Here is a 22,109-nt window from a genome sequence, read left to right as displayed (position 1 = left end):
AGAAATGTTACTCGGTTGCGTTATTCTCGGGTGAATGACGTCCCCGAACCATGCCCTCGGCCGTGCCCTCGAAGAGGAACGCGCCTTCCACGACACCTGCCGTGCCGCCCTGGCCGCCATGCTGGACGCCGCTGACCACCGCGTCGCCACAGGCGCCGACGTCTCCGCCTCCGGCGCTGACGCCGAAACCCTCGGCCACCGGTTCCGCAGTCAGGTCAAGGAACTGCGCGAGCAGCCGCCCGGCCCACTGTTCTTCGGCCGCCTCGACCAGGTGGACGGCCAGAGCCACCACATCGGCCGCCGTCGCATCAGCCGGCACCCTGCCGACCCGCCGCTCGTCATCGACTGGCGCGCCCCCGTCTCGCGTGCCTTCTACCAGGCGAGCGCCGGGGATCCGCAGGGCGTCGAGGTACGCCGACGGTTCGGCTGGGCGCCCTTCGGCAAGGGCGACTCGGCCGACCTCACAAGCCTGGAGGACGAGCGGCTGGGCCGGGGGGAGGCCGCCGGGGCGAGTGCGATCGTGGCCGGGGAGATCGAGCGGCCCCGCGTAGGCCCGATGCGAGACATCGCCGCAACGATCCAGCCCGAGCAGGACGACCTCGTACGCGCCGAACCGGCCCGCACGCTCTGCGTCCAGGGCGCGCCCGGCACCGGCAAGACCGCCGTCGGACTGCACCGGGCCGCGTATCTGCTCTACACGTATCCGCAGCGTCTGCGGCGCAGCGGTCTGCTGATCGTGGGACCCAACCGGACCTTCCTCTCCTACATCTCCGAGGTGCTGCCGGCACTCGGCGAGATCGACATCCGCCAGTCGACCGTCGAGGACGAGATCGCCCGGCACGACGTCCGCGCGCACGACTTGGAGGCCGCGGCGGTGGTCAAGCACGACATCCGTATGGCGGCGGTTCTGCGCCGCGCGCTCTACGCCCGGGTGGCGCCGCCGACCGAACCGGTCACCGTTCCCGATGGGTCGTACCGCTGGCGGATACCGGTCGACGAACTCGAGAGGATCGTCGCGGAGGTGCGCGAGGAAACGCCTGGGTATGCAGTCGGCCGCGAACGGGTCCGCAGCCGCGCCGTACGGGCCGTTCAACTGCAGGCGGAGCGACGTGCCGGGCCCATGGGCAACGCATGGGTGCGGCGGATCGGCAGGTCGCGCGCGATCGGTGGGTTCGTGGACGCCGTCTGGCCGAGGACGCAGCCGGAGGAGGTGCTGGCTCAACTGCTCACGGATCCCCGTGACCCGCTGCTCGCTCCGGGCGAGCGGGAGGCGGTCCGATGGGACCGGCCCCCGCGTTCGTACCGCTCCGCGAAGTGGTCGGCGGCCGATCTCGTACTCCTCGACGAGCTTGCCGGACTGATCGAACGCCCCGAGGGCTACGGCCACATCGTCGTGGACGAGGCTCAGGACCTGTCCCCCATGCAGTGCCGCGTCATCGCGCGCCGGGCGGGCTTCGGCTCCCTCACCGTGCTGGGCGACCTCGCGCAGGGAACCACGCCCTGGGCCGCCCGCCACTGGCGAGAGCAACTCGCGCACCTCGGAAAGGAACGGGCCGACGTGGTCCAGCTGACCACCGGCTTTCGCGTGCCGGCGGCCGTCATCGAGTACGCCGACCGTCTCGTCGATGCGCTCGGTGTCGACGTGCCGGCCGCCCGGTCGCTCCGCCATGACGGCGAGTTGACGGTGCGCCGGGTCGAGAACATCGCCTCCGCCACGGTCGAGGCGGTCCGCGAGGCCTTGGAGCGCGAAGGCTCGATCGCCGTCATGGCGACGGCCCAGGACACGGACCGCCTGCGCGCCGCCCTGCGGCTCGGCCTGCCGGGCGGGCTCCCTGACCGGGTCACCGTCCTGCCGGCGGCCCTCGCCAAGGGCCTCGAGTACGACCATGTCGTCGTTGCCGAACCCACGGCGATCGCCGAGGCGGAGGTGCGCGGACTGCATCGCCTGTACGTGGTGCTCACCCGCGCCGTGTCCCGCCTCGACGTCCTCCACAGCCGCCCCCTGCCGCCGCAGCTGCAGGGCTTCCGAGCGCCGCCGGCCGATGCGCCGGCGGGGCGCGTGTCAGACTCCTGGGATGACTTCGCAGACGATCGACGCGGCTGTGGCCGGGAGTTGGCGGCTGGGGGACCTGGCGGTCAACCGGATCGGGTTCGGCGCGATGCGGCTGACGGAGAAGGCGGACGGCAGTCCGAGCGACCGTGACCGGGCGATCGCGGTGCTGCGCCGGGCGGTCGACCTCGGCGTGAACCACATCGACACCGCGGCGTTCTACTTCTCTTCGACGCGCTCCGCGAACGAGCTGATCAACCGGGCCCTCGCGCCGTACCCGGACGACCTCGTCATCACCACCAAGGTCTGGCCGGGCCGAGACCCGTCGGGGGAGTGGTGGTGGGCCAGGCCGGAGCAACTGAGGGGGCAGGTCGAGGAGAACCTGCGACAGCTCGGCCGCGACCATCTGGACGTGGTGAACCTGCGCATGCCGCGCAGCAAGGAGAACGACTCCCTCGCCGAGCACTTCGGGGCGCTCGCCGAACTGAGGGACGCCGGGCTCGTCCGGCACCTGGGCGTGTCGCACGTGAGGCCGAAGCAACTGGCGGAGGCCCGGGCCATCGCGCCGGTGGTGTGCGTGCAGAACCCGTTCGGGGTGGGTGCCTCGCCGGAGCACAACGCGTTCCTGGACGCCTGCGGTGAACAGGGCGTGGCCTTCGTGCCGTTCTTCGCCATCGCGGGCGCGGGCCGCGAAGCCGGCGCGAGCGCCACGGACAGCGAAGAGGTCACCACCGTCGCCCGCGCCCACGGCGTGAGCCCCGCGCAGATCCGGCTCGCCTGGACACTGCAGCGCGGCCCGCACGTCCTGGCGATCCCGGGCACAGGCAACCCGGACCACCTGGCAGAGAACGTGGCGGCCGGCGCCCTGCGGCTCTCGGACGACGAGATGACCCTGCTGGCCCGGACCGGGGCCGTGGGTTGAACCGATGGGCCTCTTCCGCCGACTGACCGGCACCAGACACCCCGAGGCCGGAGTCGCACCGCTTGCCGCCGCGGAGCTCCGGACCGCTCTGCTCGCGCTCAACGGGCCGGACGTGCCGTACCGGGTGCGCAACGCCCTTCCGAAGGAGAAGGCCGACCTGGTGGCGGAGTGGCGGCTCCTGGAGCCTGCCACGGGCGTCTCCTTCGCCCGTAAGCAGGTGGAGCGGACCATCAGGACCCGGATGCGCCTGGTCCCTGACAAGCACGAGGTGCGGACCCTCGACGAGCAGTGGGAGGTGACGCGGATCGGGGATCCGCCCGGGCTGACCACGTCGCGCACTTACGGCCGTGGGCCGGCGACCACGGTCCACAGGGAGTGGACGTACGAGAAAGGCGCCGACGGCCGCCGTCACAAGGTCGAGACGTTCCACTTCGACTCGCGGGACATGAAGAACCCTCTGCGGAACGCGGTCCTCGGCGGGGGATGGACATGGCGCGGAGTGCTGTTCAAGTGGTGACCGCCCGGTGAGCCGCCGGGCGGGGCGCGAAGGACTCCCGCCCGTCCGGGAGCCTCAGCCGTAGCGGTGGAGCAGGGCCTCGAGGTAGTCCTCGAGGCGGTGGGTGAGCAGCGGGGCGGTCGGTCAGGTCGGTACGGCCCGACTCCCGCCAGGGAACGGCGACCTTCTCCGCGTCCGGGGCGAAGGCGAGCGCGTCGAGCATGCGCCAGTAGAGGTGGTCGGCCGGGTCGAGCGACAGCCGGCCGCCCTCGGCGGCGTACCGGTCCGCGAAGCGCATGCCTTCGTCCGGGCCGTGCAGCAGGGCGAGCGCGGTCGAGCAGTGCGCCACGTCGAGGTCGGCCGCGCCCCACGAGGCCCATGTCCACACCAGACCCGTCGGTGAGCGGCCCTTCGTCGAATTCCTACCGCGGCACCGGCCTGGCCGCGCCCCCGGGTTTCCACTCGCGGACGCCGCCACCGGTCGCCGATATCCGAACACCACCGGATCCCGGATGACCACCGGATGGAATTGAGGAAGGGCACCCCGCCACATGGGAGCTGGTCAGGGGCTACGGAAGGCAGATGTGATCTGCGGGCAGCCCGAGACGGGAGCGCAATGCGGTTTCGGCTGACAGGTCCTGGTCTGTAGGGTCTGTCCGACGGCTTGCTTTCACGGTCGGTCCCCACTCTGCGGAAGCCGCCCGCCGGCTGGCGTGACAGCCAGGTGCTGCCCATCGAGGGAGCGGGCCGCCGTGACCCGGCGTGAGTGCCGGCCGTCAGGGCGCACATCCCGGAGGGTTCCATGTCTGTTCGCACCCCCCGCCCCGACGTGTCGCATGGGCGGTGGCCCTTCGTGGGGCGTGAGGCCCAGACGGCCATGCTCCGTGACGCGTGGCACGATCCCGGCTGCCACGGAGTGATCATCTATGGGGACGCGGGCGTGGGGAAGAGCCGTCTGGCCGAACGGTTCTGGGAGGAACTGGTTGCAGGCGGCTTCCGGGGCGGCAGGACGATGGCCACCGCGGCGGCGGCCAGGATTCCCCTGGGCGCGGTCGGGCACCTGCTGCCCCCGGGTCTTGACCTGTCGGATCCTCCCGCTGCCTTCCGGACAGCGGTCAAGGCCTTCGAAACCGGGGGGCGCGGCCGCTTCGTCATGCTCGTCGACGACCTCCACCATCTTGACGCGGCCTCGGTGGTGTTGGTGACACAACTGCTGACCGCGGGGGTGATGTTCCTCGTGGCCACTGTCCGATCGGGCCATGTGGCCGTCGACGCGGTACGGGCCCTGGACCAGTGCGACCGGATCCGAAGAATCGACCTGACGGTGCTTCAGCCCACCGAGAGCGAGGCCGTGCTCTCCTCCGTCCTCGGCGGCAGTGTCGAGCGCCGGTCGAGCCTTGAGCTGCACCGGGCGAGCAACGGCAATCTGCTCTTCCTGAGGGAACTGGTGCTCGGCGCGCTGGAGCGGGGGGATCTGGCCTGCCATGGCGAGCTGTGGCGGCTGTCGGGTCCACCGACCGGCACACGATGGCTCGCGGAGCGGATCGAGAACAGGCTCGCGACCGTCGATGCGGCCGGCCGCCACGCTCTCCAACTGCTCGCGCTCGCCGAGCCGCTCAGTGTGAGCGACCTCACCGCCCAGGTGCCTCCCGCCACGGTGGCCGAGCTGGAAGCAGCCGACCTGATCCACGTCCAGGCGGACGGCCGGCGCACCAGCGTGACGCTCGCGCACCCCCTGTACGGCGAGGTCATCAGCGCACAGCTTCCCGTCGTCGCGCGTCGCAGCCTGCTGCGCGGTCTTCTGGAGAAGCTGGAGTCCCGGGGGTCGCGCCGACGAGAGGACGCCCTGCGCACGGCGTCCTGGCAACTCGTGGCGACCGGGGCCGCGGACCCCGAGCTGATCACCCTGGCGGCCGGGCTCGCCCGCCACGGACACGACTACGAGCAGGTACTGACGCTTCTGCAAGCGCTGCCCGACACACACCGGTCGGTCAGCACCCGGATCCTCGAAGGAGAGGCCCTTTACCAGGTGGGCCGCCTTGGCGAGGCCGAGCAGGTGCTCTCGCACGCCTACGCCCTGGCCCGCACCGACGAGGAGCGGCTGATCATCACCCTGGAGCGCACACAGAATCTACTGTGGGGCGCGGGAAGGGCCGAGGAGGCGCTCAAGGCCCATGCCGAAGGGCGCGCCGACATCAGCGACCCTCGCCTGCTCGCCGCCCTGGACATCGACCAGGGAGCGATCCACGTCCTCGGCGGACAGCCGCAGGCCGGGCTTCGCCTCCTGCGGGGAGGGGAGGCCGTACCGGACGACCGGGCGCGCACCTACGGGCTCGGGATGAAGGTGCTCGGGCTCGGGTCCACCGGCCGCACGGCCGAGGCCATCGAGCTGGGGCACGTCGCCTACGAGGAGCATGTGCGCGCCAGCACACGCGTCGTCATCCAGCACCCTTCGGCGTCGCTGTCCGCCCTGTCCCTGGCGTATGCGGCAGCCGGTGATCTGGAGAACGCCCGCCGCGCCGCGGAGAGCGGCCACGTGAGCGCGGTCGAGGCGGGGGCGACCCAGCCTGCCGCCTGGCTCGCGTGGGGTCTCGGGCGCATCCACTGGCTGGCCGGACGGGCGGCGGACTCCCGGCGCTGGTACGCCGAGGCGTTCGCCGTCGCCCGTCAGCAGAACGTCTTGATCCTGCTGCGGCTCGCCGCGTCCGGACTGGCGGCCGCGGCCGCCCTCACCGGCGACACGGAGACCGCGGAGTGCGTCCACACGGATTTCGACAGTTATCCGGAGTTTCCGTTCATGGCCGGGGAGGACGCCCTGGGACGCGCCTGGCTGCTGGCCGCCAAGGGTGACCTGGTGGCCGGCCGTGAGGTCCTGTTCCAGGCCGCCGCCCGGGCCCGCGCCGCCGAATACAGCAGCTCGGAAATGCTCCTGCTGACCGAGGCTGCGCGGCTCGGCGGCGCCCGGCAGGTCCGTGAACGCCTCGCCGAGCTGGCCGCCGGCTGCGACGGGGCCTTTGCCGGTGCGCGGGCCGGCCTGGTCGCCGCCATGGCCGCGCGAGACGCCGAAGCGCTGCTCGCGGCAGCCGAGCGGCTGCACGCCATCGGGGCCCACCTGGTGGCGGCCGAGGCAGCGGCCGACGCGGCCGGAATTCTTCGCGGCAGCGGCTCGGCGCGGGCGGCCACGGCGGCGGAGGCACGGGCGAGCCGGCTGACCCGGCACTGCCAGGGTGCCGTCACCCCGCTGCTGGCGCTCACCTCCGCGCCCACGCCTCTGACAAGGAGGGAATCGGAGATCGCGCTTCTCGCCGCGTCCGGGCTGTCCAGCAAGGAGATAGCCAACCGGCTGACGCTCTCCGTGCGCACGGTGGACAACCATCTGCGCCGGGTCTTCACCAAACTGGGCATCACCACCCGCCGCGAGCTGTCCGACGCATTGAGACGGGAGTGAGGCCCCGGGGCTCCCGACGGGACCCCCTCACCGGACCATCCTGGTCCCAAACCGAAGGGCCGCACGCGGGGGCCGGTGTTGCTCAGTGACAGCCTCGACAAGGCGGTACAAGGAGCGTTCGCGCGCTCGATCCCGAAGTCCGCGCCCGCGCAGGTGCGGTACCTGGTCAAACAACTCAAGGACCCGATCGGTCGCCGGCCTGCTCGGGGTCTCCCAGCGCACCGTGGAGCGGTACGTGAAGGACCAGACCAAGAAGCCCCGGCCAGAGCTCGCCGCGTGCATGGAGGCTGTGCGGGCCGTTGATGGGCTCCTCCCGCTGCAGAGCAGTGCGGCATCAAGCGCGGCGGCCCACGCTCAACTGACGCCCCGGTACGGGCGTACCGGCCCGGCGTGATGCCCACGACCCGCTTGAAGTGCCGCGTGAGGTGGGACTGGTCGTAGAAGCCGACGGCGGCCGCTACCTCGCCCGGCGGCCGTCCGTCGAGGAGCAGACGGCGGGCCAGGTCGACGCGGCGGGGTCACGTACTGATGGGTTGCGATGCCGAAGGCGGCGGTGAAAGCACGGACGAGATGCGTGGGGTGGGCGTGGACCAGGCGCGCGGCCTCTTCCAGGGTGATGACCGCCACGACAGCCGGAACGGCTGTGACGCCATCGCCGCTGTGTTCGGATCGGAGTCCAGTCGCATCAGCTGACCAAGCTCCACCCACGACTCGTCACCCACCAGCTCGCCACCGGTAGCAGCCCAGTACCAGCCGGAGAAGTTGCGCTGCCCGCGGTACGAAGGGAAGGTCCGCACCTGCCCGGCGGCCTCGAAACGCGTCGGCCACATCACCTCCAGCGGACCCCCGTGCAACTCACCGCACTGGTCGATGTACTCCAGCCGGAATTCCTCGGCTTCCACCAGACACCCCCCATTCGGCGTTGATCTGGCACGACGACCGTAGAGCGAGACAGATCGGCAGATGGCCAAGCTTGACTGAGACGTGCCACCGGATGGTCCAGATGGACCGAGACTGGCTCACGTTCAGCGAGACTGGTCAACCAGGGTCGCCCGGCTGTCGAGCCAAGTACCCACAAAAGGTGGGTGCCGAGGCGAGGGCGTAGACCGGGCGGGTGTTGCGCGGAACACTTTTGCAAGCAGCTGCTTGCAAAAGTTAGCGCTCTTTGGGCATCATCGACACATGGCATCGCTCAACGTCGGCAATCTCGGTGACTACCTCCGCGAGCAGCGGCGCAACGCGCAGCTGTCGCTGCGGCAGCTCGCCGACGCCGCCGGGGTGTCCAATCCGTATCTGAGCCAGATCGAGCGCGGGCTGCGCAAGCCGAGCGCGGAGGTCCTCCAGCAGGTCGCCAAGGCCCTGAGAATCTCCGCGGAGACGCTGTACGTGCGGGCCGGAATCCTCGACGAGCAGGAGCGGGACGAGCTGGAGACGCGTGCCGTCATCCTTGCCGACCCCTCCATAAACGAGCGGCAGAAGCAGGTGCTTCTGCAGATCTACGAGTCCTTCCGCAAGGAGAACGGGCTCGAGACCGCCGGTGCCGCGGACGCGTCGAAGGGCACCGCACAGGACACCGCCGCTGACGGCCCCCGCACGGCCGACGAGCCGGGCGATGCCGGACCGAAAACAAACTGATCTGATCTGCGTTCCGGGAGGACCACAGTCATGGCCATCACCGATGACCTGCGCAAGACCCTCACCGACCCGACCCCCCTCTACTTCGCGGCAGGCACCGCCGACCTCGCCGTCCAGCAGGCCAGGAAGGTGCCGGCGCTGATCGAACAGCTGGCCGCCGAGGCACCGGCCCGTATCGACGCCGTGCGCAACACCGACCCCAAGGTCGTGCAGGAGAAGGTGACCACGCAGGTCAAGGAGGCGCAGGCGACCGTGCAGGCCAAGGTCGCCGAGGTCGTCGGGAACTTCGACACGGACCTGAGGAAGCTCGGCGAGAGCGCTCAGGACCTCGCGCTGCGCGGGGTCGGCGTGGCCGCCGAGTACGCCGTCAAGGCCCGTGAGACGTACGAGAAGGTCGCCGAGCACGGCGAGCAGACCGTAAGGGCGTGGCGCGGCGAGGCCGCGGAGGAGATCACCGAGATCGCCGTCGCCGTCGAGCCGGAGCCGGCGAAGAACACGGCGACGAAGGACACGGCGACGGAGCGCTCGACGGCGACGCCCGCCACGGAGCCGAAGAACGCAGAGGCCAAGAAGCCGGCGCCGCCGCGCAGGACCACCACGGCACGCAAGCCGGCCGCCAAGAAGAGCACGTCGACCGCTGAGTGAAAACGATGCCCGGGCGCCGCGGTGACGCGGCGTCCGGTCCGTTCATCGCGTCCTGGTGCCCCTCGGAGGTACCTTTGCCGCGAGGCAGGCGACACCAACCACTGAGTAGGCGGTGCTGAGGATGCTGGCTGAACGTTTCGACTTCGGGCTCGGGATGATCGTCACCCTGATCTTCCTGGTGACGTCCGTGGTCGCTTTCGTCATGGCCGCCATGGCCCGTGAGGACGCCTACCGGGCCGCCGACAAGAAGACCAAGCCGTTCTGGCTGATCATCCTCGGTGTCGCGGTCGCCGTGAACCTGATTCCGTTCATCTCGATGCTGTTCCTGCAGATCGCCGGACTGATCGCCTCGATCGTGTTCTTCGTCGACGTACGCCCCGCCCTGCAGCAGGTGTCGGGAGGCGGCAGGCGCCGTGGCGGGTCCAGCAGCGACGGGCCCTACGGCCCCTACAACGGCGGCCGGTAGCAGCGCCTGGTGATCGGGCCGGTCAGCGGCCGGTGCCGTTCCGGCTGAGCAGCAGCACCGCCACGTCGTCCGTCAGGTCGCCACCGTTGAGTTCGCGCACCTCACCGACCGCGGCCTCCAGCAGTGCCTCGCCCTCAAGGCCGGCCGACAGCTGGCGGTTGATCATCGCGACCATGTCGTCCTGACCGAGCCGCTGCTTGGTGTCGGGTCCCTTGCGGCCCTCGATGAGCCCGTCCGTGTACATCATCAGGCTCCAGGAGCCGCCCAGCTCCACCTGTCGGCGCGGCCAGCGGGCGCGCGGCAGCAGGCCGAGCGCCGGGCCGCCGTCGTCGTAGGGGAGCAGCTGGGCCGCACGGCCGTGCCGGGCGATCAGCGGGGTGGGGTGGCCCGCCAGGCACAGTCCGGCCCGCCGCCCGTCGGGCGCTATGTCGACCGTGCAGAGCGTCGCGAAGATCTCCTCGCTCTCCCGCTCGTGTTCCAGCACCTGCTGGAGCGTGGAGAGCAGGTCGTCCCCGCACAGTCCGGCGAACGTCAACGCCCGCCAGGCGATGCGCAGTTCCACACCCAGCGCGGCCTCGTCGGGGCCGTGGCCGCAGACGTCGCCGATCATGGCGTGGACGGTGCCGTCCGGAGTGCGCACGGTGTCGTAGAAGTCGCCGCCGAGCAGCGCGCGGGAGCGACCGGGGCGGTAGCGCGCCGCGAAGCGCAGGTCCGAGCCCTCCAGCAGGGGAGTGGGCAGCAGGCCGCGCTCGAGCCGGGCGTTCTCCTGGGCGCGCAGCCGGGACTCGGCGAGCTTCACCTGGGCGGTGTCGGCCCGCTTGCGCTCCACCGCGTACCGCACGGCGCGGGTCAGCAGCCGGCCGTCGAGCTCATCGCGCACGAGGTGGTCCTGGGCACCGACCCGCACCGCCTCGGCCGCCAGCTCTGCGTCGCCGGACGCGGTCAGCGCCAGCACGGCGTGCCGCGGTGCCAGGCGCAGGACGTGCTTGAGCGCACCGAGGGCGTCGTCCTGTGCGCGTCCGGGCAGTGCGAGGTCGACGATCACGCAGTGCACGTCGTCCGTGAGCAGCCGCTCGGCCTCGGTGAGGTTCCGGGCGGTGCGGATCCGGACGCGGGTGCCGGAGCCGTCCAGCAGGTCGGGGACGCTGAGGGTGCCCGCGGGGTCGTCCTCGACGACCAGAAGCGTCAGGTCGCCGCCGGCTCCACCGGGGGCGGTCTCCGCGACGGGGACGTTCCTCTGTCGCGGTACGGGTACGGGCATGTCGTTGCTGTTCCTTCCCTCCCCCCGAGGGCGCGGCAGGGCGACGATCGACGTCCCACCAGACCGGGACCATAGCGGTACGGGGCCGCCGAACGGAATGGCGATCAGCGAAGAGCCGTTGGCATATGCCGCGCATGGGGGCGTAGTTGCCCGCAGACCCATGACGTACATCACCCGGCCTGTCCGTTTCGCCCCGGTCGCAGCGTGGCGTGCATCACTCAGAGGCGGGCCCGCCCGCCGACGGCCCCGCCTCCGGTGGCAAATGTCACTTGTCGGGGCGTACGACCCCGAGGATGGACATGGAGCCGGCGCCCGCGACGGTCACGTTCCTGCCCGGTCGCGGCGCGTGGATTATCGCGCCGTTGCCGATGTACATGCCCACGTGGCTGGCGTCCGAGTGGTAGATGATCAGGTCGCCGGGCCGCATGTCCTTGATGTCGATCCGGGCCAGCAGTCGCCACTGCTCCTGTGAGGTGCGGGGGATTCCCCGCCCCGCCGCTGCCCAGGCCTGTGACGTGAGCCCCGAGCAGTCGTAGGAGTCCGGGCCCTCGGCGCCCCACACGTACGGCTTGCCGAGCTGCTGCGTGGCGAACTGGACGGCATGGCGGCCCTGTTCGCTCGCGGTGCCGCTGAGGCCCTTCAGTATGCCCGAACCCAGCCAGGCCGCCTGTGCCTGGTACTGCGCCTGCTGCTCCAACTGCCGCAGTCGCGCCAGCTCCTCCTTCTCGAGCCGGTCCTCGAGCTTCTTGGCCGCGGCGATCTTCTCCTTGATCTCCTTCTTGGCCTTCTCCTTCTTGGCGCGGTTGGCCTCGAGCCGCTCCCACTGGGCGCTGGCGTCCTGGGTGTAGTTCGCCAGATCTGCCTGGGTCCGGGTCAGTTCGGTGATGAGGTCCTTGGTGGCCTTGTGTCCCTGCTGTATGCGGCCGACGCCGTCGAGGAAGAGCTGGGGGTCGTCGACGAGCGCCAACTGCGCCTCCGGCGGCAGGCCGCCCCCGCGGTACTGCGCCCGGGCGGCGGCGCCCGCTCGGTTCTTCAGTTCTTCGATCCTGGCCTGGCCCTTGGCCATTTCCTGTGCCAGCTTCACGATTTCGGCCGACTGCTTCTGGGTCTGCTCCTCCGCGAGGTTGTACGCGTCGGTCGCGGAGGCCGCCTTGCGGTAGAGGGCGGCGATCTGCAGCCGGACCTCTTCGAGGGACCGGTTCGGCGCGGGCGGTGCGGGCGCGCCCGGCCTGGTGACGGACGCCGGGGTCGTCGGGGCCGGCTCGGGGGCCGCGAAGGCCTGCCCGGGTGACGTCAGCAGCGTCAGAGCGCAGACCAAGGTGATCGCGGCAGTGGCACAGCGGCGTCGGTTCACGACTCCCCCTTCGGACGAACGCCTGGAATCCGGGTGCCTGCGCAGCAACCGAATGTGATTAACCGTCAGTAACTTGTGGGTGACGTCGTGATGGTGTCATGACGCACGCGAAATCGACAGGGTCGATCGGCAGTTCAGCACGCAAATCACCCCCGTAGATCACCCCACCCCGCAACGCGCCCGCCGATCTCCTCCACTCCACTGACGAGCAAGGTGCCCTGGGCGTTCCCCTGTTCGGGCCGTTCACCCGATCGTGGTGCGGCGGGGCCGACGCGGGGACCGGCGGCACGCGAGGCGGGCGGTCACCCCCGACTCGGTGCGAGGGCCGCCCACTCCACGGTGACCTCGCCCTGCCGCCACCGCCTCCGGTCGTCCGTCAGCGGCCACGCGCCCGCCAGATCCGCCACGGCCTTGATCCAGCGCTGCCGCGCCCCCAGCGAGGCGTACGGCGCCGCCGCCGCCCACGCCCGGTCGAAGTCCCGGAGGAAGGCGTGCACCGGCTCGCCCGGCACATTGCGGTGGATGAGTGCCTTGGGCAGCCGCTCGGCGAGGTCGGAGGGGCGCTCCAGCGAGCCGAGCCGGGTTGCGAACGTCACCGTCCTCGGCCCCTCCGGACCGAGCGCCACCCACACATGCCGCCGCCCGATCTCGTCACACGTCCCCTCCACCAGCAGTCCGCCGGGAGCGAGCCGGTCGCACAGCCGGGCCCACACGGCGGCGACCTCGTCCTCGTCGTACTGGCGCAGCACATTGGCCGCCCGGATGAGCGCCGGCCGCTCCGCCGTCGGCACCTCGAAGCCGCCGTGACGGAAGGTGAGCCCCTCGCGCTCGTACGGCTCGGCGGCGGCGACCCGGGCCGGGGCGATCTCGATGCCGACGACTTCGCACCGCGGATCCGCTGTGCGCAGCCGCCGCAGCAGTTCCACCGCGGTCCACGGGGCCGCCCCGTACCCGAGGTCGACGGCGACGGGCGCCGGGTCGGAGCGGCGCAGCGCGGGGCCGTGCGCGTGGGCGATCCAGCGGTCCATGCGGCGCAGTCGGTTGGGGTTGGTCGTCCCGCGGGTCGCGGTGCCGACGGGGCGGTTCATGGCAGCGAGGGTATGCGGTCGGACCGGCGCCGGGCGGATCCGGCCCGCTGCTCGGGACGCGAGCAGGAAGGTGCGCAAGGGAGCGCGGCGGTCACGAAGGGTAATGATTCGGTAAAATGGCCGCGGCCGGAAATGGAATTCGCCCCTCCGCTGTTGTGAGGCTGTGCGGGACCGCTTGCCCCGCACATGGTCGTGCCCGCAGCGAGAGGACCGCCGCCGTGAGCCAGTACGTGTCCCGCCTCGGCAGCAGCCGGATGGCCCCGCGTATCCGCTTCCCCGGCGGCCACCGCAAGCCGCGCAGGGTCGCCATGCTCAGCGTCCACACCTCGCCCCTGCACCAGCCGGGGACCGGCGACGCGGGAGGCATGAACGTCTACATCGTCGAACTCGCCAGGCGTCTCGCCGCCATCAACGTCGAGGTCGAGATCTTCACCCGGGCGACCACCGGTGGGCTGCCGCCCGTTGTGGAACTCGCTCCCGGTGTGCTCGTGCGCCATGTCGACGCCGGACCGTACGAGGGCCTGGCCAAGGAGGACCTGCCGCCCCAGCTGTGCGCCTTCACCCACGGGGTGATGCAGGCATGGGCCGCCCGCCGACCCGGTCACTACGACCTCGTGCACTCGCACTACTGGCTCTCCGGCCACGTCGGCTGGCTCGCCGCCGAACGGTGGGGCGTCCCGCTCGTGCACGCCATGCACACCATGGCCAAGGTGAAGAACGCCGCACTGGCCGAGGGCGACACCCCGGAGCCGGCCACGCGCGTGATCGGCGAGACCCAGATCGTGAACGCCGCGGACCGGCTGATCGCCAACACCGCGGAGGAGGCCGACGAACTCGCCCGCTTCTACGACGCGGACCCGGCCAAGGTCGCCGTCGTCCACCCCGGCGTGAACCTGGACCTCTTCCGCCCCGCGGACGGCCGGGCCGCGGCCCGCGCCCGTCTCGGACTGCCGCAGGACGCGTTCATCCCCCTCTTCGCGGGCCGCATACAGCCACTGAAGGCCCCCGACATCCTGCTGCGTGCCGTCGCCACCCTGCTGGAACGCGACCCGTCCCTGCGTCGGCGCGTCTTCGTCCCCGTCGTCGGCGGCCCCAGCGGCAGCGGACTCGCCAAGCCGGAGGGGCTGCAGAAGCTGGCGGCCAGGCTCGGCATCGCGGACGTCGTCCACTTCCGTCCGCCGGTCGGCCAGGAGCGGCTCGCGGACTGGTTCCGTGCGGCCTCGGTGCTGGTGATGCCCTCGTACAGCGAGTCCTTCGGACTCGTCGCCATAGAGGCGCAGGCGGCGGGCACGCCGGTGATCGCGGCCGCGGTCGGCGGCCTCCCCGTCGCCGTCCGCGACGAGCGCACCGGCTTCCTGGTGCCCGGCCACGACCCCGCGCACTACGCGGACGTGCTGGGCAGCTTCGTACGGGACCCGTCCATGACGGACCGGATGGGCGCGGCAGCGGCCCGGCACGCGCAGTCGTTCGGCTGGGACACGGCGGCGTCGGCGACGGCGGACGTCTACCAGGCAGCCATGTACGAGCACCGCCGGCGCACTCGCGGCGCGCACCTCTGACGTACGCTCGCCCCATGGCGGAAGAGCAGCAGGCGACACGGGTCATCGAGCAGAGCTTCAAGGATGCGGACCTCGAGTGGGAGAGCCCTGACACCGGTTCCTACGTCGTCAAACTCCCGGGCACCCGTAAGCTGTCGACGACCTGCTCGTTCCTGGTCGGCAAGCACTCGCTCTCCGTCAACGCCTTCGTCATCCGCCACCCCGACGAGAACGACGCGGCCGTCCACCGCTGGCTGCTGGAGCGCAACCTCAGGCTGTACGGCGTGAGTTACGCGATCGACTCCCTCGGCGACATCTATCTCGTGGGCAAACTCCCGCTGTCCGTGGTCACGCCCGAGGAACTCGACCGGCTGCTCGGCACGATCCTCGAGGCGGCGGACGGCTCCTTCAACACGCTGCTGGAGCTCGGATTCGCGAGCGCGATCCGCCGGGAGTACGCGTGGCGGGTGTCGCGCGGCGAATCCACCCGCAACCTGGACGCGTTCAAGCACCTGACCCAGCGGCCCGCGAACTGACCCGGCCGACGCGGGAGGTCACCTCCTCGAAGCATCGCTGAGCCGGTGATCCGACCGGTGGTCCGGCCCGCACATCCGGCCGATCGCCTCCCAGTGGGGCGGCCGCATGGCCCGGCCTCCACCGACGCGGCGCAGACCATGCGCGACTTCATGGACGCGATCCGCCTGGACTTCGCGGAGACCAACCAGTGGGTCTTCTACGGGATTGCCGTCGCGCTCGCCCTCGCCTTCCTCTGCGCGCTGCGGCACCCGGGGACGCGGGCCGACGAGCCGGCGTCCGTCGGGCCCGCTGGGGGCGTATCCGCCCGCGGGCCGCTGCGGGCCGGTCGCCCCCGGCCGCTGACCGCAGACGCACCGGGTCAGCCGCCCACGGGCTCGGCCTTCTCGACGGTGACCTTTGGAGCCTCCTGCTGTCCGGCCTCCTCGGGCGTGCCGTTCTCCGCCAGCGCCCGTCGCAGCAGCAGCGTGTACCCCACCGCGGCCACGGCGCCGACCACCGCGCAGCCCATCCACAGGACGTCCGGCCCGGGCCCGTCCACGACCCACCCCGCCAGGATCGGGGCGACGAAACCCGCCACCGCCCAGGACATGCCCATCACACCCTGGTAGCGGCCGCGGGCGTGCTCCGGGGCGAGACGGGCGGTCGCGGCGGCGTTGGTGGGGACGTGCACCATTTCGCCGAGTGTCCACACCACCACGGTCGCCGCGAACACCAAAGGCGTGCCGGCCAGCGCCGTCGCCCCCGTACCCGCGGCGAAGAGCAACGAGGAGACGGTGAGCAGCGCCGCCGGGGAGCGCTTCTCGGTGATCCGGTTGACGAGCAGTTGCAGGGCGACGATCACCACGCCGTTGACGGCGATGACCATGCCGTACGAGTCGGCCGAGAGTCCCGCGTGGGCCATGGTCAGCGGCAGACCGACCCAGGGGGCGGTGAAGATGAGGCACACCAGCAGGTTGAGCAGGACCAGCGTCCGGAACGGCGCGTCCTTCAGCACGTCGAGCACGGTCACCTGCTGCTCGGGGGTGCCGGCGACGGTTTCGGCGGTCTTCGGGCGGGTCTCGCCGAGTCGCAGGAACACGATCAGCGCACACAGGGCCGTCGCGAAGGCGTCGACGACGAACAGCGTCCGGTAGCCGAGGAAGATCGCGGCGCCACCGCCGAGGGCGGCGACGGCGAAGCCCAGGTTGAGCGCCCAGTAGTTCAGCGCGTAGGCCCGGCGCAGGTCGGGCTCGGGGACCATGTCCGCGATCATGGCGCTGATCGCGGGCCGTACGGCCTGCATCGCCACGCCCATGAGCAGCACGACGACGGCGATGCCCCATGCGCTGCTCACCACGGCGAGCGCGGCGGCGCCCGCACCCCCGGCCAGGTGCATCGAGATCATCGTCGGCCGCCGCCCCCACCGGTCGGTGAGCATCCCGCCCAGCGGGGAGCCGGCCACACCGCCCAGTCCGTGCAACGCGATGACGAGACCGGCGTACCAGGCCGAGTAGCCGAGCTCCTGCGTCAGGTACAGCGACAGGAACGTGAGCACGAACGCGCCCGTACGGTTCACCAGCGTCGACGTCCACAGCCACCAGAAGCCCTGCGGCAGTCCCGATGTGGTGGCGCGTGCCGCGCGTATGAGCGGAGCGATGTGCATACGGGAGCCCCCCAGGCTGTAATGGTCCCTATCAGCACTCGCAAGTTACTTAGTGTGCCGCCCGGCCGCCAGTGAATTGACGGCGACCGTCAACCGAGTCCGCTCCTCGGGCACCTGCGCGGCGCTCAGGAGGAGTCGATTAGGCTCGGGCGCATGGCCGACGCACCGTACAAGCTGATCCTCCTCCGCCACGGCGAGAGCGAATGGAACGCGAAGAATCTGTTCACCGGCTGGGTGGACGTCAACCTCACGGAGAAGGGCGAGAAGGAGGCAGTCCGCGGCGGTGAGCTGCTCAAGGACGCCGGCCTGCTCCCCGACGTGCTCCACACCTCGCTCCAGAAGCGCGCCATCCGCACCGCGCAGCTCGCGCTGGAGGCCGCCGACCGTCACTGGATCCCGGTCCACCGCTCATGGCGGCTGAACGAGCGCCACTACGGCGCCCTGCAGGGCAAGGACAAGGCCCAGACGCTGGCCGAGTACGGCGAGGAGCAGTTCATGCTCTGGCGCCGCTCGTACGACACCCCGCCGCCGGCGCTCGAGGACGGCACGGAGTTCTCGCAGTCGGACGACGCCCGCTACCAGACCATCCCCAGCGAGCTGCGCCCGCGCACCGAGTGCCTCAAGGACGTCGTCGAGCGCATGCTGCCGTACTGGTACGACGGCATCGTCCCCGACCTGCTCGCCGGCCGCACGGTCCTGATCGCCGCGCACGGCAACAGCCTGCGCGCCCTGGTCAAGCACCTCGACGGCATCTCCGACGCGGACATCGCCGGCCTGAACATCCCGACCGGCATCCCGCTGGTCTACGAGCTCGACGCCGACTTCAACCCGGTCACCCCGGGCGGCACCTACCTCGACCCGGCCGCCGCCGCGGCGGCGATCGAGGCGGTCAAGAACCAGGGCAAGAAGAAGTAGCACCACCTGTAGGCCCCCTACCTGCGGGTTCTCCGCTGGTAGGGGGCTTGTTGTTCTCCTGCTCGATCCGGTGGCTGCACACAGCGTCCTCGTCGAGTTTCCGGTTCGGCCGTTGCGGTCGGGCGTCCAGGACAGAAATCGACTGGCCACGACGTCTCGCCGCCTACACGATGGCCGTCATGGACCGGTTGCAGGACAGTGCTTGGCGGTACGTTGCGGAAGTACTCCACCCCGAGGATCTTCCGATGCTCGCTGCGCACGCGCTCGTCGATGGCCATGACTCCCCCGCCCTGCGTGAGCTGGCCGGCCTGCCGCGCCGGAGCGATGCGGCTGAGATCCGCGCGCTGTACGTCCAGGCTCTGGACGAACTCGACCTGCCCCTTCCTGACGAGATGACTGCCGGCCGACGTCTCCTCGTCAGCCTCGCGCTCGGTCTCGTGCAAGGCGAGCTGAGTCCCATAGAACTGGCCGATGGGCTATCGATGACGGTCGCAGCTCACACCCAGGAGGAGAAGCAGTTCCTCTCCATCGCAGCGGAGTACAGCGAATGGCTCGGCCCGCACGACCTCCCGGGATGGGAACACGATCTACAGGCCGCAGCTCACTCGCTGTGCGTTGCCTCGGCTGACGACGGCAGTGTCGACTGCTGGAGCGCTGGCTCCGACCTCCATCAGGCTCTTCGTGGTCTGTAGGACCGCACCGCACCAGGTGCACCGGCACTCGGCGGCGAACCGCGCCGAGTGCCGGGCCCGGACGGGGTGACGCCTCCCGTGCGCGTGACGTGCAAGGTAGGAGCGGACGCTCGGCCGCCTCCCGCCCCGTCCGAGGCCGCCCGACAGTGGCCGATGACGACCGACGACGATCACCATGCGCACGGGCGCGCCGTGTCCGAAGGGAAAATCCAGCGAACCGACCCGCGCGGCGGGGGCCCCGTCCGGTGCTCGGACGGGGCCCTCGATGTGCACGTGGCCGGAGTCAGCCGCAGCAGCCGCCGCATTGGCAGGGGGCGCCGGACTGGCAGCCGCAACCGCAGCCGGGGCCGCAGCCGCAGGCGCCGAGGACGGGCAGGAAGACCGCGTCGCGCGGCACCTCCTGCTGGGGGTCGGTGACGGGGGATTCGGCCATGGGTCCCTCCTGAAGGCGTACGGGAATGCCGCCACGCCCATTGCAAGCCCGGCGGGCCGGGCGCATCAACAGCGCATACGCGCAGGCGCCCCCGCACGCCCCCTGGGTGCTGCTATGCGCCCTCGACCGTGGTCTGCTGCTGGAGCTCGTCCGCGTGCTCGCCCGTCACCAGGTAGACGACGCGCTTGGCCACGGACACCGCGTGGTCCGCGAACCGCTCGTAGTAGCGGCCGAGCAGGGTGACGTCGACCGCGGTCTCGATGCCGTGCTTCCAGCGGTCGTCCATCAGGTGCTGGAAGAGCGTGCGGTGCAGCAGGTCCATCTCGTCGTCGTCCTGCTCCAGCTGGAGCGCCAGGTCGACGTCCTTGGTGATGATGACCTCCGCCGCCTTCGCCATCAGGCGCTGCGCGAGCTGTCCCATCTGCAGGAGCGTGGCGTGCAGGTCGTTCGGCACGGCACGGTTCGGGAAACGCAGCCGGGCCAGCTTGGCCACGTGCTGGGCCAGGTCGCCCGAGCGCTCCAGGTCGGCGCTCATCCGCAGCGACGTGACGACGATCCGCAGATCCGTGGCGACCGGCTGCTGCCGGGCCAGCAGGGCGATCGCCCGTGCCTCCAGGTCGTGCTGTAGATCGTCGACCTTCTGGTCGGCGGCGATCACGCTCTCAGCGAGCTTGAGGTCGGCGTCGAGCATGGCCGTGGTGGCGCGCCCGATCGCCGACCCGACCAGCCGGGCCATTTCGACCAGGCCCTCGCCGATCGAGTCCAGTTCCTCGTGGTACGCGTCCCGCATTGGGTGTCCCTCTCTTGATGCGACCGGGGTCCGGGTGGGGCTCCGAACCTCCACGCTCCCACGTTCGGGTGGTCAGGAGTCCGTCGGCTCCCTCCCAAATGAATCAACACTTTCCCCTTGGTGAACTCTGAGCGACGACTGTTCGAGGCGCCACCCGTTTGGCTGGGAGAGTGCCCCGGGGCCCGCATAACCTGAATGCATGGACGTGAACGCGGCGGTTGCCGCAGCGGCAGCGATCGCCGGTCTCTGCACCGGTGTCATCGCCGTGCTGGCGTTCCGCTGGAGCGAGCGGGAACAGAGCCGCCCCACGCGGAGCTCGCTGCACACCGATGCCGTGCTCCCGCCCGGCGTCGACACCGTCCTGTCCGTGCTCCGCAGCTCCGCGGTGGTCCTCGACGAGTCCGACTCCGTCGTCAAGGCCAGCTCCGCCGCGTACGCCCTCGGCCTGGTCCGCGGCGGCAAGCTCGCCGTGGAACCGATGCTTCACATGGCTCGCGACACCCGCCGCGACGGCGAGATACGGCAGGTCGAACTGGACCTGCCGCGCCGCGGCACCGGACGCGGCGAAGCGCTGGCGGTCTCCGCCCGCGTCGCCCCCCTCGGCTCACGCCTCGTCCTGCTCCTCGTCGAGGACCTGACCGAGGCCCGCCGCATAGAGGCGGTACGGCGCGACTTCGTCGCCAACGTCAGCCATGAGCTCAAGACCCCGGTCGGGGCGCTCTCCCTGCTCTCGGAGGCGGTCATGGACGCCTCCGACGACCCCGAGGCGGTCACCCGCTTCGCCGGCCGTATGCAGATCGAGGCGACCCGGCTCACCAACCTCGTGCAGGAGCTCATCGACCTCTCCAGGGTCCAGAACGACGATCCGCTGGAGGACGCCGAACCCGTGCAGGTGGAGGAACTGGTCGCGGAGGCCATCGACCGCTCCCGCCAGACCGCCTCCGCCAAGCAGATCACCATGGCCGCGGGGGCCGCCCCCGATCTGAAGATCTGGGGCAATCGCGGCAAGCTCGCCGCCGCTCTCGGCAATCTCGTGGAGAACGCCGTCAACTACTCTCCGGCCAGGACCCGCGTCGGCATCTCCGCCCGCCGTGTCAACGCGCCCGGCGGCGACCTGATCGAGATCGCCGTCACCGACCAGGGCATCGGCATCTCCGAGAAGGACCGTGAGCGGATCTTCGAGCGGTTCTACCGCGTCGATCCCGCCCGCTCCCGCGCCACCGGAGGCACCGGCCTGGGACTGGCCATCGTCAAGCACGTGGCCGCCTCGCACGGCGGGGAGGTCACGGTATGGAGCTCCGAGGGACAGGGCTCCACCTTCACCCTGCGGCTGCCAGAAGCGGGCGCAGCGAAAGAACGCGCAACCAGCGGTCCGGATCGCGTCGACCAGGACGACGACCGGCCCTACGACACCGATCCGAACAGTGATATCCCTGCCCCGGAGGTCCTTCCGTGACCCGAGTGCTCGTCGTCGAGGATGAGGAATCCTTCAGCGACGCCCTGTCCTACATGCTCCGCAAGGAGGGCTTCGAGGTCGCGGTGGCGACCACGGGACCCGACGGACTCGACGAGTTCGAGCGCAACGGCGCCGACCTCGTGCTCCTCGACCTGATGCTGCCCGGCCTGCCCGGCACCGAGGTGTGCCGCCAGCTGCGGGGCCGTTCGAACGTGCCCGTGATCATGGTGACCGCCAAGGACAGTGAGATCGACAAGGTCGTCGGGCTGGAGATAGGAGCCGACGACTACGTCACCAAGCCCTTCTCCTCGCGGGAGCTGGTCGCCCGCATCCGCGCGGTGCTGCGCCGCCGCGGCGAGCCGGAGGAGGTCACGCCTGCCGCCCTGGAGGCCGGGCCGGTGCGCATGGACGTGGACCGCCACGTCGTGACCGTCTCCGGTGGCAAGGTCGACCTTCCGCTGAAGGAGTTCGACCTGCTGGAGATGCTGCTGCGCAACGCGGGCCGGGTGCTGACCCGGATGCAGCTGATCGACCGGGTGTGGGGCGCGGACTACGTGGGGGACACCAAGACCCTCGACGTCCATGTGAAGCGTCTGCGCGCCAAGATCGAGCCGGACCCCGGGGCGCCGCGCTACCTGGTGACGGTCCGCGGCCTGGGTTACAAGTTCGAGCCGTAAGCCGCAACCGGGTGGCCTCGGCCGACGAGCCGGCTGTACGCAGGCCCCCGGTGTGCGAAGGGGC

At 70.9% G+C, this 22,109-nt stretch carries 20 protein-coding genes and 3 pseudogenes; 14 read left to right on the top strand and 9 right to left on the bottom strand.

Going from position 1 to position 22,109, the window contains the following annotated elements:
• The first annotated feature begins 34 nt into the window (after positions 1-34).
• From IE198_RS21825 to IE198_RS21815, 3 genes are read left to right on the top strand one after another with little or no spacing between them, the layout of a single operon-like run.
• Positions 35-2,203, top strand: a complete 2,169-nt coding sequence (locus IE198_RS21825) for a HelD family protein (protein WP_229834202.1) — start codon at positions 35-37, stop codon at positions 2,201-2,203.
• On the top strand, positions 2,103-2,972 hold the full coding sequence (locus IE198_RS21820) for an aldo/keto reductase (protein WP_229834218.1): 870 nt from the start codon (positions 2,103-2,105) through the stop codon (positions 2,970-2,972). The genes IE198_RS21825 and IE198_RS21820 overlap by 101 nt, the downstream gene beginning before the upstream one ends.
• Positions 2,973-2,976: 4 nt before the next feature.
• Positions 2,977-3,489 (top strand): hypothetical protein, encoded by a 513-nt coding sequence (locus IE198_RS21815; RefSeq protein ID WP_189889153.1) that lies wholly within the window; start codon positions 2,977-2,979, stop codon positions 3,487-3,489.
• A gap of 54 nt (positions 3,490-3,543) precedes the next feature.
• On the opposite strand, the pseudogene IE198_RS21810 reads toward IE198_RS21815, so the two are convergent.
• Positions 3,544-3,853: pseudogene (locus IE198_RS21810) on the bottom strand (aminoglycoside phosphotransferase family protein); the annotation flags it as partial.
• A 417-nt stretch (positions 3,854-4,270) separates the two neighbouring features.
• Here IE198_RS21810 and IE198_RS21805 point away from each other — a divergent pair.
• Together IE198_RS21805 and IE198_RS35445 are read left to right on the top strand one after the other, a co-directional pair.
• Positions 4,271-6,916 carry a helix-turn-helix transcriptional regulator gene (locus IE198_RS21805; RefSeq protein ID WP_189889151.1) on the top strand — a complete coding sequence of 882 codons (2,646 nt, stop codon included), beginning with the start codon at positions 4,271-4,273 and terminating at the stop codon, positions 6,914-6,916.
• 78 nt (positions 6,917-6,994) lie between these two features.
• A pseudogene (locus tag IE198_RS35445) lies at positions 6,995-7,202 on the top strand (telomere-protecting terminal protein Tpg); the annotation flags it as partial.
• Positions 7,203-7,278: 76 nt separating this feature from the next.
• Here IE198_RS35445 and IE198_RS21800 read toward each other — a convergent pair.
• Both IE198_RS21800 and IE198_RS21795 read right to left on the bottom strand, forming a co-directional pair.
• Positions 7,279-7,534: pseudogene (locus tag IE198_RS21800) on the bottom strand (helix-turn-helix transcriptional regulator); the annotation flags it as partial.
• Positions 7,435-7,818: a hypothetical protein gene (locus tag IE198_RS21795; RefSeq protein ID WP_229834220.1), complete on the bottom strand. Its 384-nt coding sequence runs from the start codon at positions 7,816-7,818 to the stop codon at positions 7,435-7,437. The pseudogene IE198_RS21800 and the gene IE198_RS21795, both read right to left, overlap by 100 nt.
• Positions 7,819-8,098: 280 nt before the next feature.
• Between IE198_RS21795 and IE198_RS21790 the strand changes: the two genes are divergently transcribed.
• The 3 genes from IE198_RS21790 (at position 8,099) to IE198_RS21780 (ending at position 9,662) form a co-directional block, all read left to right on the top strand.
• Entirely contained in the window at positions 8,099-8,551 is a 453-nt protein-coding gene (locus IE198_RS21790) for a helix-turn-helix domain-containing protein (RefSeq protein ID WP_189889149.1), read from the top strand.
• Between the two features lie 30 nt (positions 8,552-8,581).
• Positions 8,582-9,196, top strand: a complete 615-nt coding sequence (locus IE198_RS21785; protein ID WP_189889147.1) for a hypothetical protein — start codon at positions 8,582-8,584, stop codon at positions 9,194-9,196.
• Between the two features lie 121 nt (positions 9,197-9,317).
• Positions 9,318-9,662 carry a DUF2516 family protein gene (locus IE198_RS21780; RefSeq protein WP_189889145.1) on the top strand — a complete coding sequence of 115 codons (345 nt, stop codon included), beginning with the start codon at positions 9,318-9,320 and terminating at the stop codon, positions 9,660-9,662.
• Positions 9,663-9,684: 22 nt separating this feature from the next.
• Here the strand turns inward: IE198_RS21780 and IE198_RS21775 are convergent, their stop codons facing one another.
• The 3 genes from IE198_RS21775 to IE198_RS21765 all read right to left on the bottom strand — a co-directional run bounded on the left by IE198_RS21775 (position 9,685) and on the right by IE198_RS21765 (position 13,365).
• Positions 9,685-10,923 carry a PP2C family protein-serine/threonine phosphatase gene (locus IE198_RS21775; RefSeq protein ID WP_189889144.1) on the bottom strand — a complete coding sequence of 413 codons (1,239 nt, stop codon included), beginning with the start codon at positions 10,921-10,923 and terminating at the stop codon, positions 9,685-9,687.
• 265 nt (positions 10,924-11,188) lie between these two features.
• Entirely contained in the window at positions 11,189-12,277 is a 1,089-nt protein-coding gene (locus tag IE198_RS21770) for a C40 family peptidase (protein ID WP_189889142.1), read from the bottom strand.
• 302 nt (positions 12,278-12,579) lie between these two features.
• Positions 12,580-13,365: a class I SAM-dependent methyltransferase gene (locus tag IE198_RS21765; RefSeq protein WP_189889140.1), complete on the bottom strand. Its 786-nt coding sequence runs from the start codon at positions 13,363-13,365 to the stop codon at positions 12,580-12,582.
• A gap of 218 nt (positions 13,366-13,583) precedes the next feature.
• On the opposite strand from IE198_RS21765, the gene mshA reads away from it, so the two are divergent.
• Both mshA and IE198_RS21755 read left to right on the top strand, forming a co-directional pair.
• On the top strand, positions 13,584-14,924 hold the full coding sequence (mshA, locus tag IE198_RS21760; protein ID WP_189889138.1) for a D-inositol-3-phosphate glycosyltransferase: 1,341 nt from the start codon (positions 13,584-13,586) through the stop codon (positions 14,922-14,924).
• A 14-nt stretch (positions 14,925-14,938) separates the two neighbouring features.
• Positions 14,939-15,439, top strand: coding sequence for a type III secretion system chaperone family protein (locus tag IE198_RS21755; RefSeq protein ID WP_189889136.1), 501 nt, complete (start codon positions 14,939-14,941; stop codon positions 15,437-15,439).
• Between the two features lie 359 nt (positions 15,440-15,798).
• Here the strand turns inward: IE198_RS21755 and IE198_RS21750 are convergent, their stop codons facing one another.
• The gene (locus tag IE198_RS21750) at positions 15,799-17,082 is read right to left on the bottom strand and encodes an MDR family MFS transporter (RefSeq protein ID WP_189889134.1); all 1,284 of its coding nucleotides are present in this window, start codon (positions 17,080-17,082) and stop codon (positions 15,799-15,801) included.
• A gap of 153 nt (positions 17,083-17,235) precedes the next feature.
• Here IE198_RS21750 and IE198_RS21745 point away from each other — a divergent pair, with 153 nt between their 5' ends.
• Both IE198_RS21745 and IE198_RS21740 read left to right on the top strand, forming a co-directional pair.
• Positions 17,236-17,997 (top strand): phosphoglyceromutase, encoded by a 762-nt coding sequence (locus IE198_RS21745; RefSeq protein WP_189889132.1) that lies wholly within the window; start codon positions 17,236-17,238, stop codon positions 17,995-17,997.
• 179 nt (positions 17,998-18,176) lie between these two features.
• On the top strand, positions 18,177-18,689 hold the full coding sequence (locus IE198_RS21740; protein WP_189889130.1) for a hypothetical protein: 513 nt from the start codon (positions 18,177-18,179) through the stop codon (positions 18,687-18,689).
• A gap of 283 nt (positions 18,690-18,972) precedes the next feature.
• Here the strand turns inward: IE198_RS21740 and IE198_RS21735 are convergent, their stop codons facing one another.
• On the bottom strand, positions 18,973-19,122 hold the full coding sequence (locus tag IE198_RS21735; protein ID WP_189889128.1) for a hypothetical protein: 150 nt from the start codon (positions 19,120-19,122) through the stop codon (positions 18,973-18,975).
• A gap of 112 nt (positions 19,123-19,234) precedes the next feature.
• Positions 19,235-19,912, bottom strand: a complete 678-nt coding sequence (gene phoU / locus IE198_RS21730) for a phosphate signaling complex protein PhoU (RefSeq protein ID WP_189889126.1) — start codon at positions 19,910-19,912, stop codon at positions 19,235-19,237.
• A gap of 199 nt (positions 19,913-20,111) precedes the next feature.
• Here phoU and phoR point away from each other — a divergent pair, with 199 nt between their 5' ends.
• Both phoR and phoP read left to right on the top strand, forming a co-directional pair.
• Positions 20,112-21,368 (top strand): two-component system sensor histidine kinase PhoR, encoded by a 1,257-nt coding sequence (phoR, locus tag IE198_RS21725; RefSeq protein ID WP_189889124.1) that lies wholly within the window; start codon positions 20,112-20,114, stop codon positions 21,366-21,368.
• A 5-nt stretch (positions 21,369-21,373) separates the two neighbouring features.
• Positions 21,374-22,045, top strand: a complete 672-nt coding sequence (phoP, locus tag IE198_RS21720) for a two-component system response regulator PhoP (protein WP_467104829.1) — start codon at positions 21,374-21,376, stop codon at positions 22,043-22,045.
• The last annotated feature ends 64 nt before the right edge of the window (positions 22,046-22,109 follow it).

It is taken from the genome of Streptomyces xantholiticus (assembly GCF_014651015.1).
GTDB lineage: Bacteria > Actinomycetota > Actinomycetes > Streptomycetales > Streptomycetaceae > Streptomyces > Streptomyces xantholiticus.
This window is presented reverse-complemented; position numbering and strand designations above follow the sequence as displayed.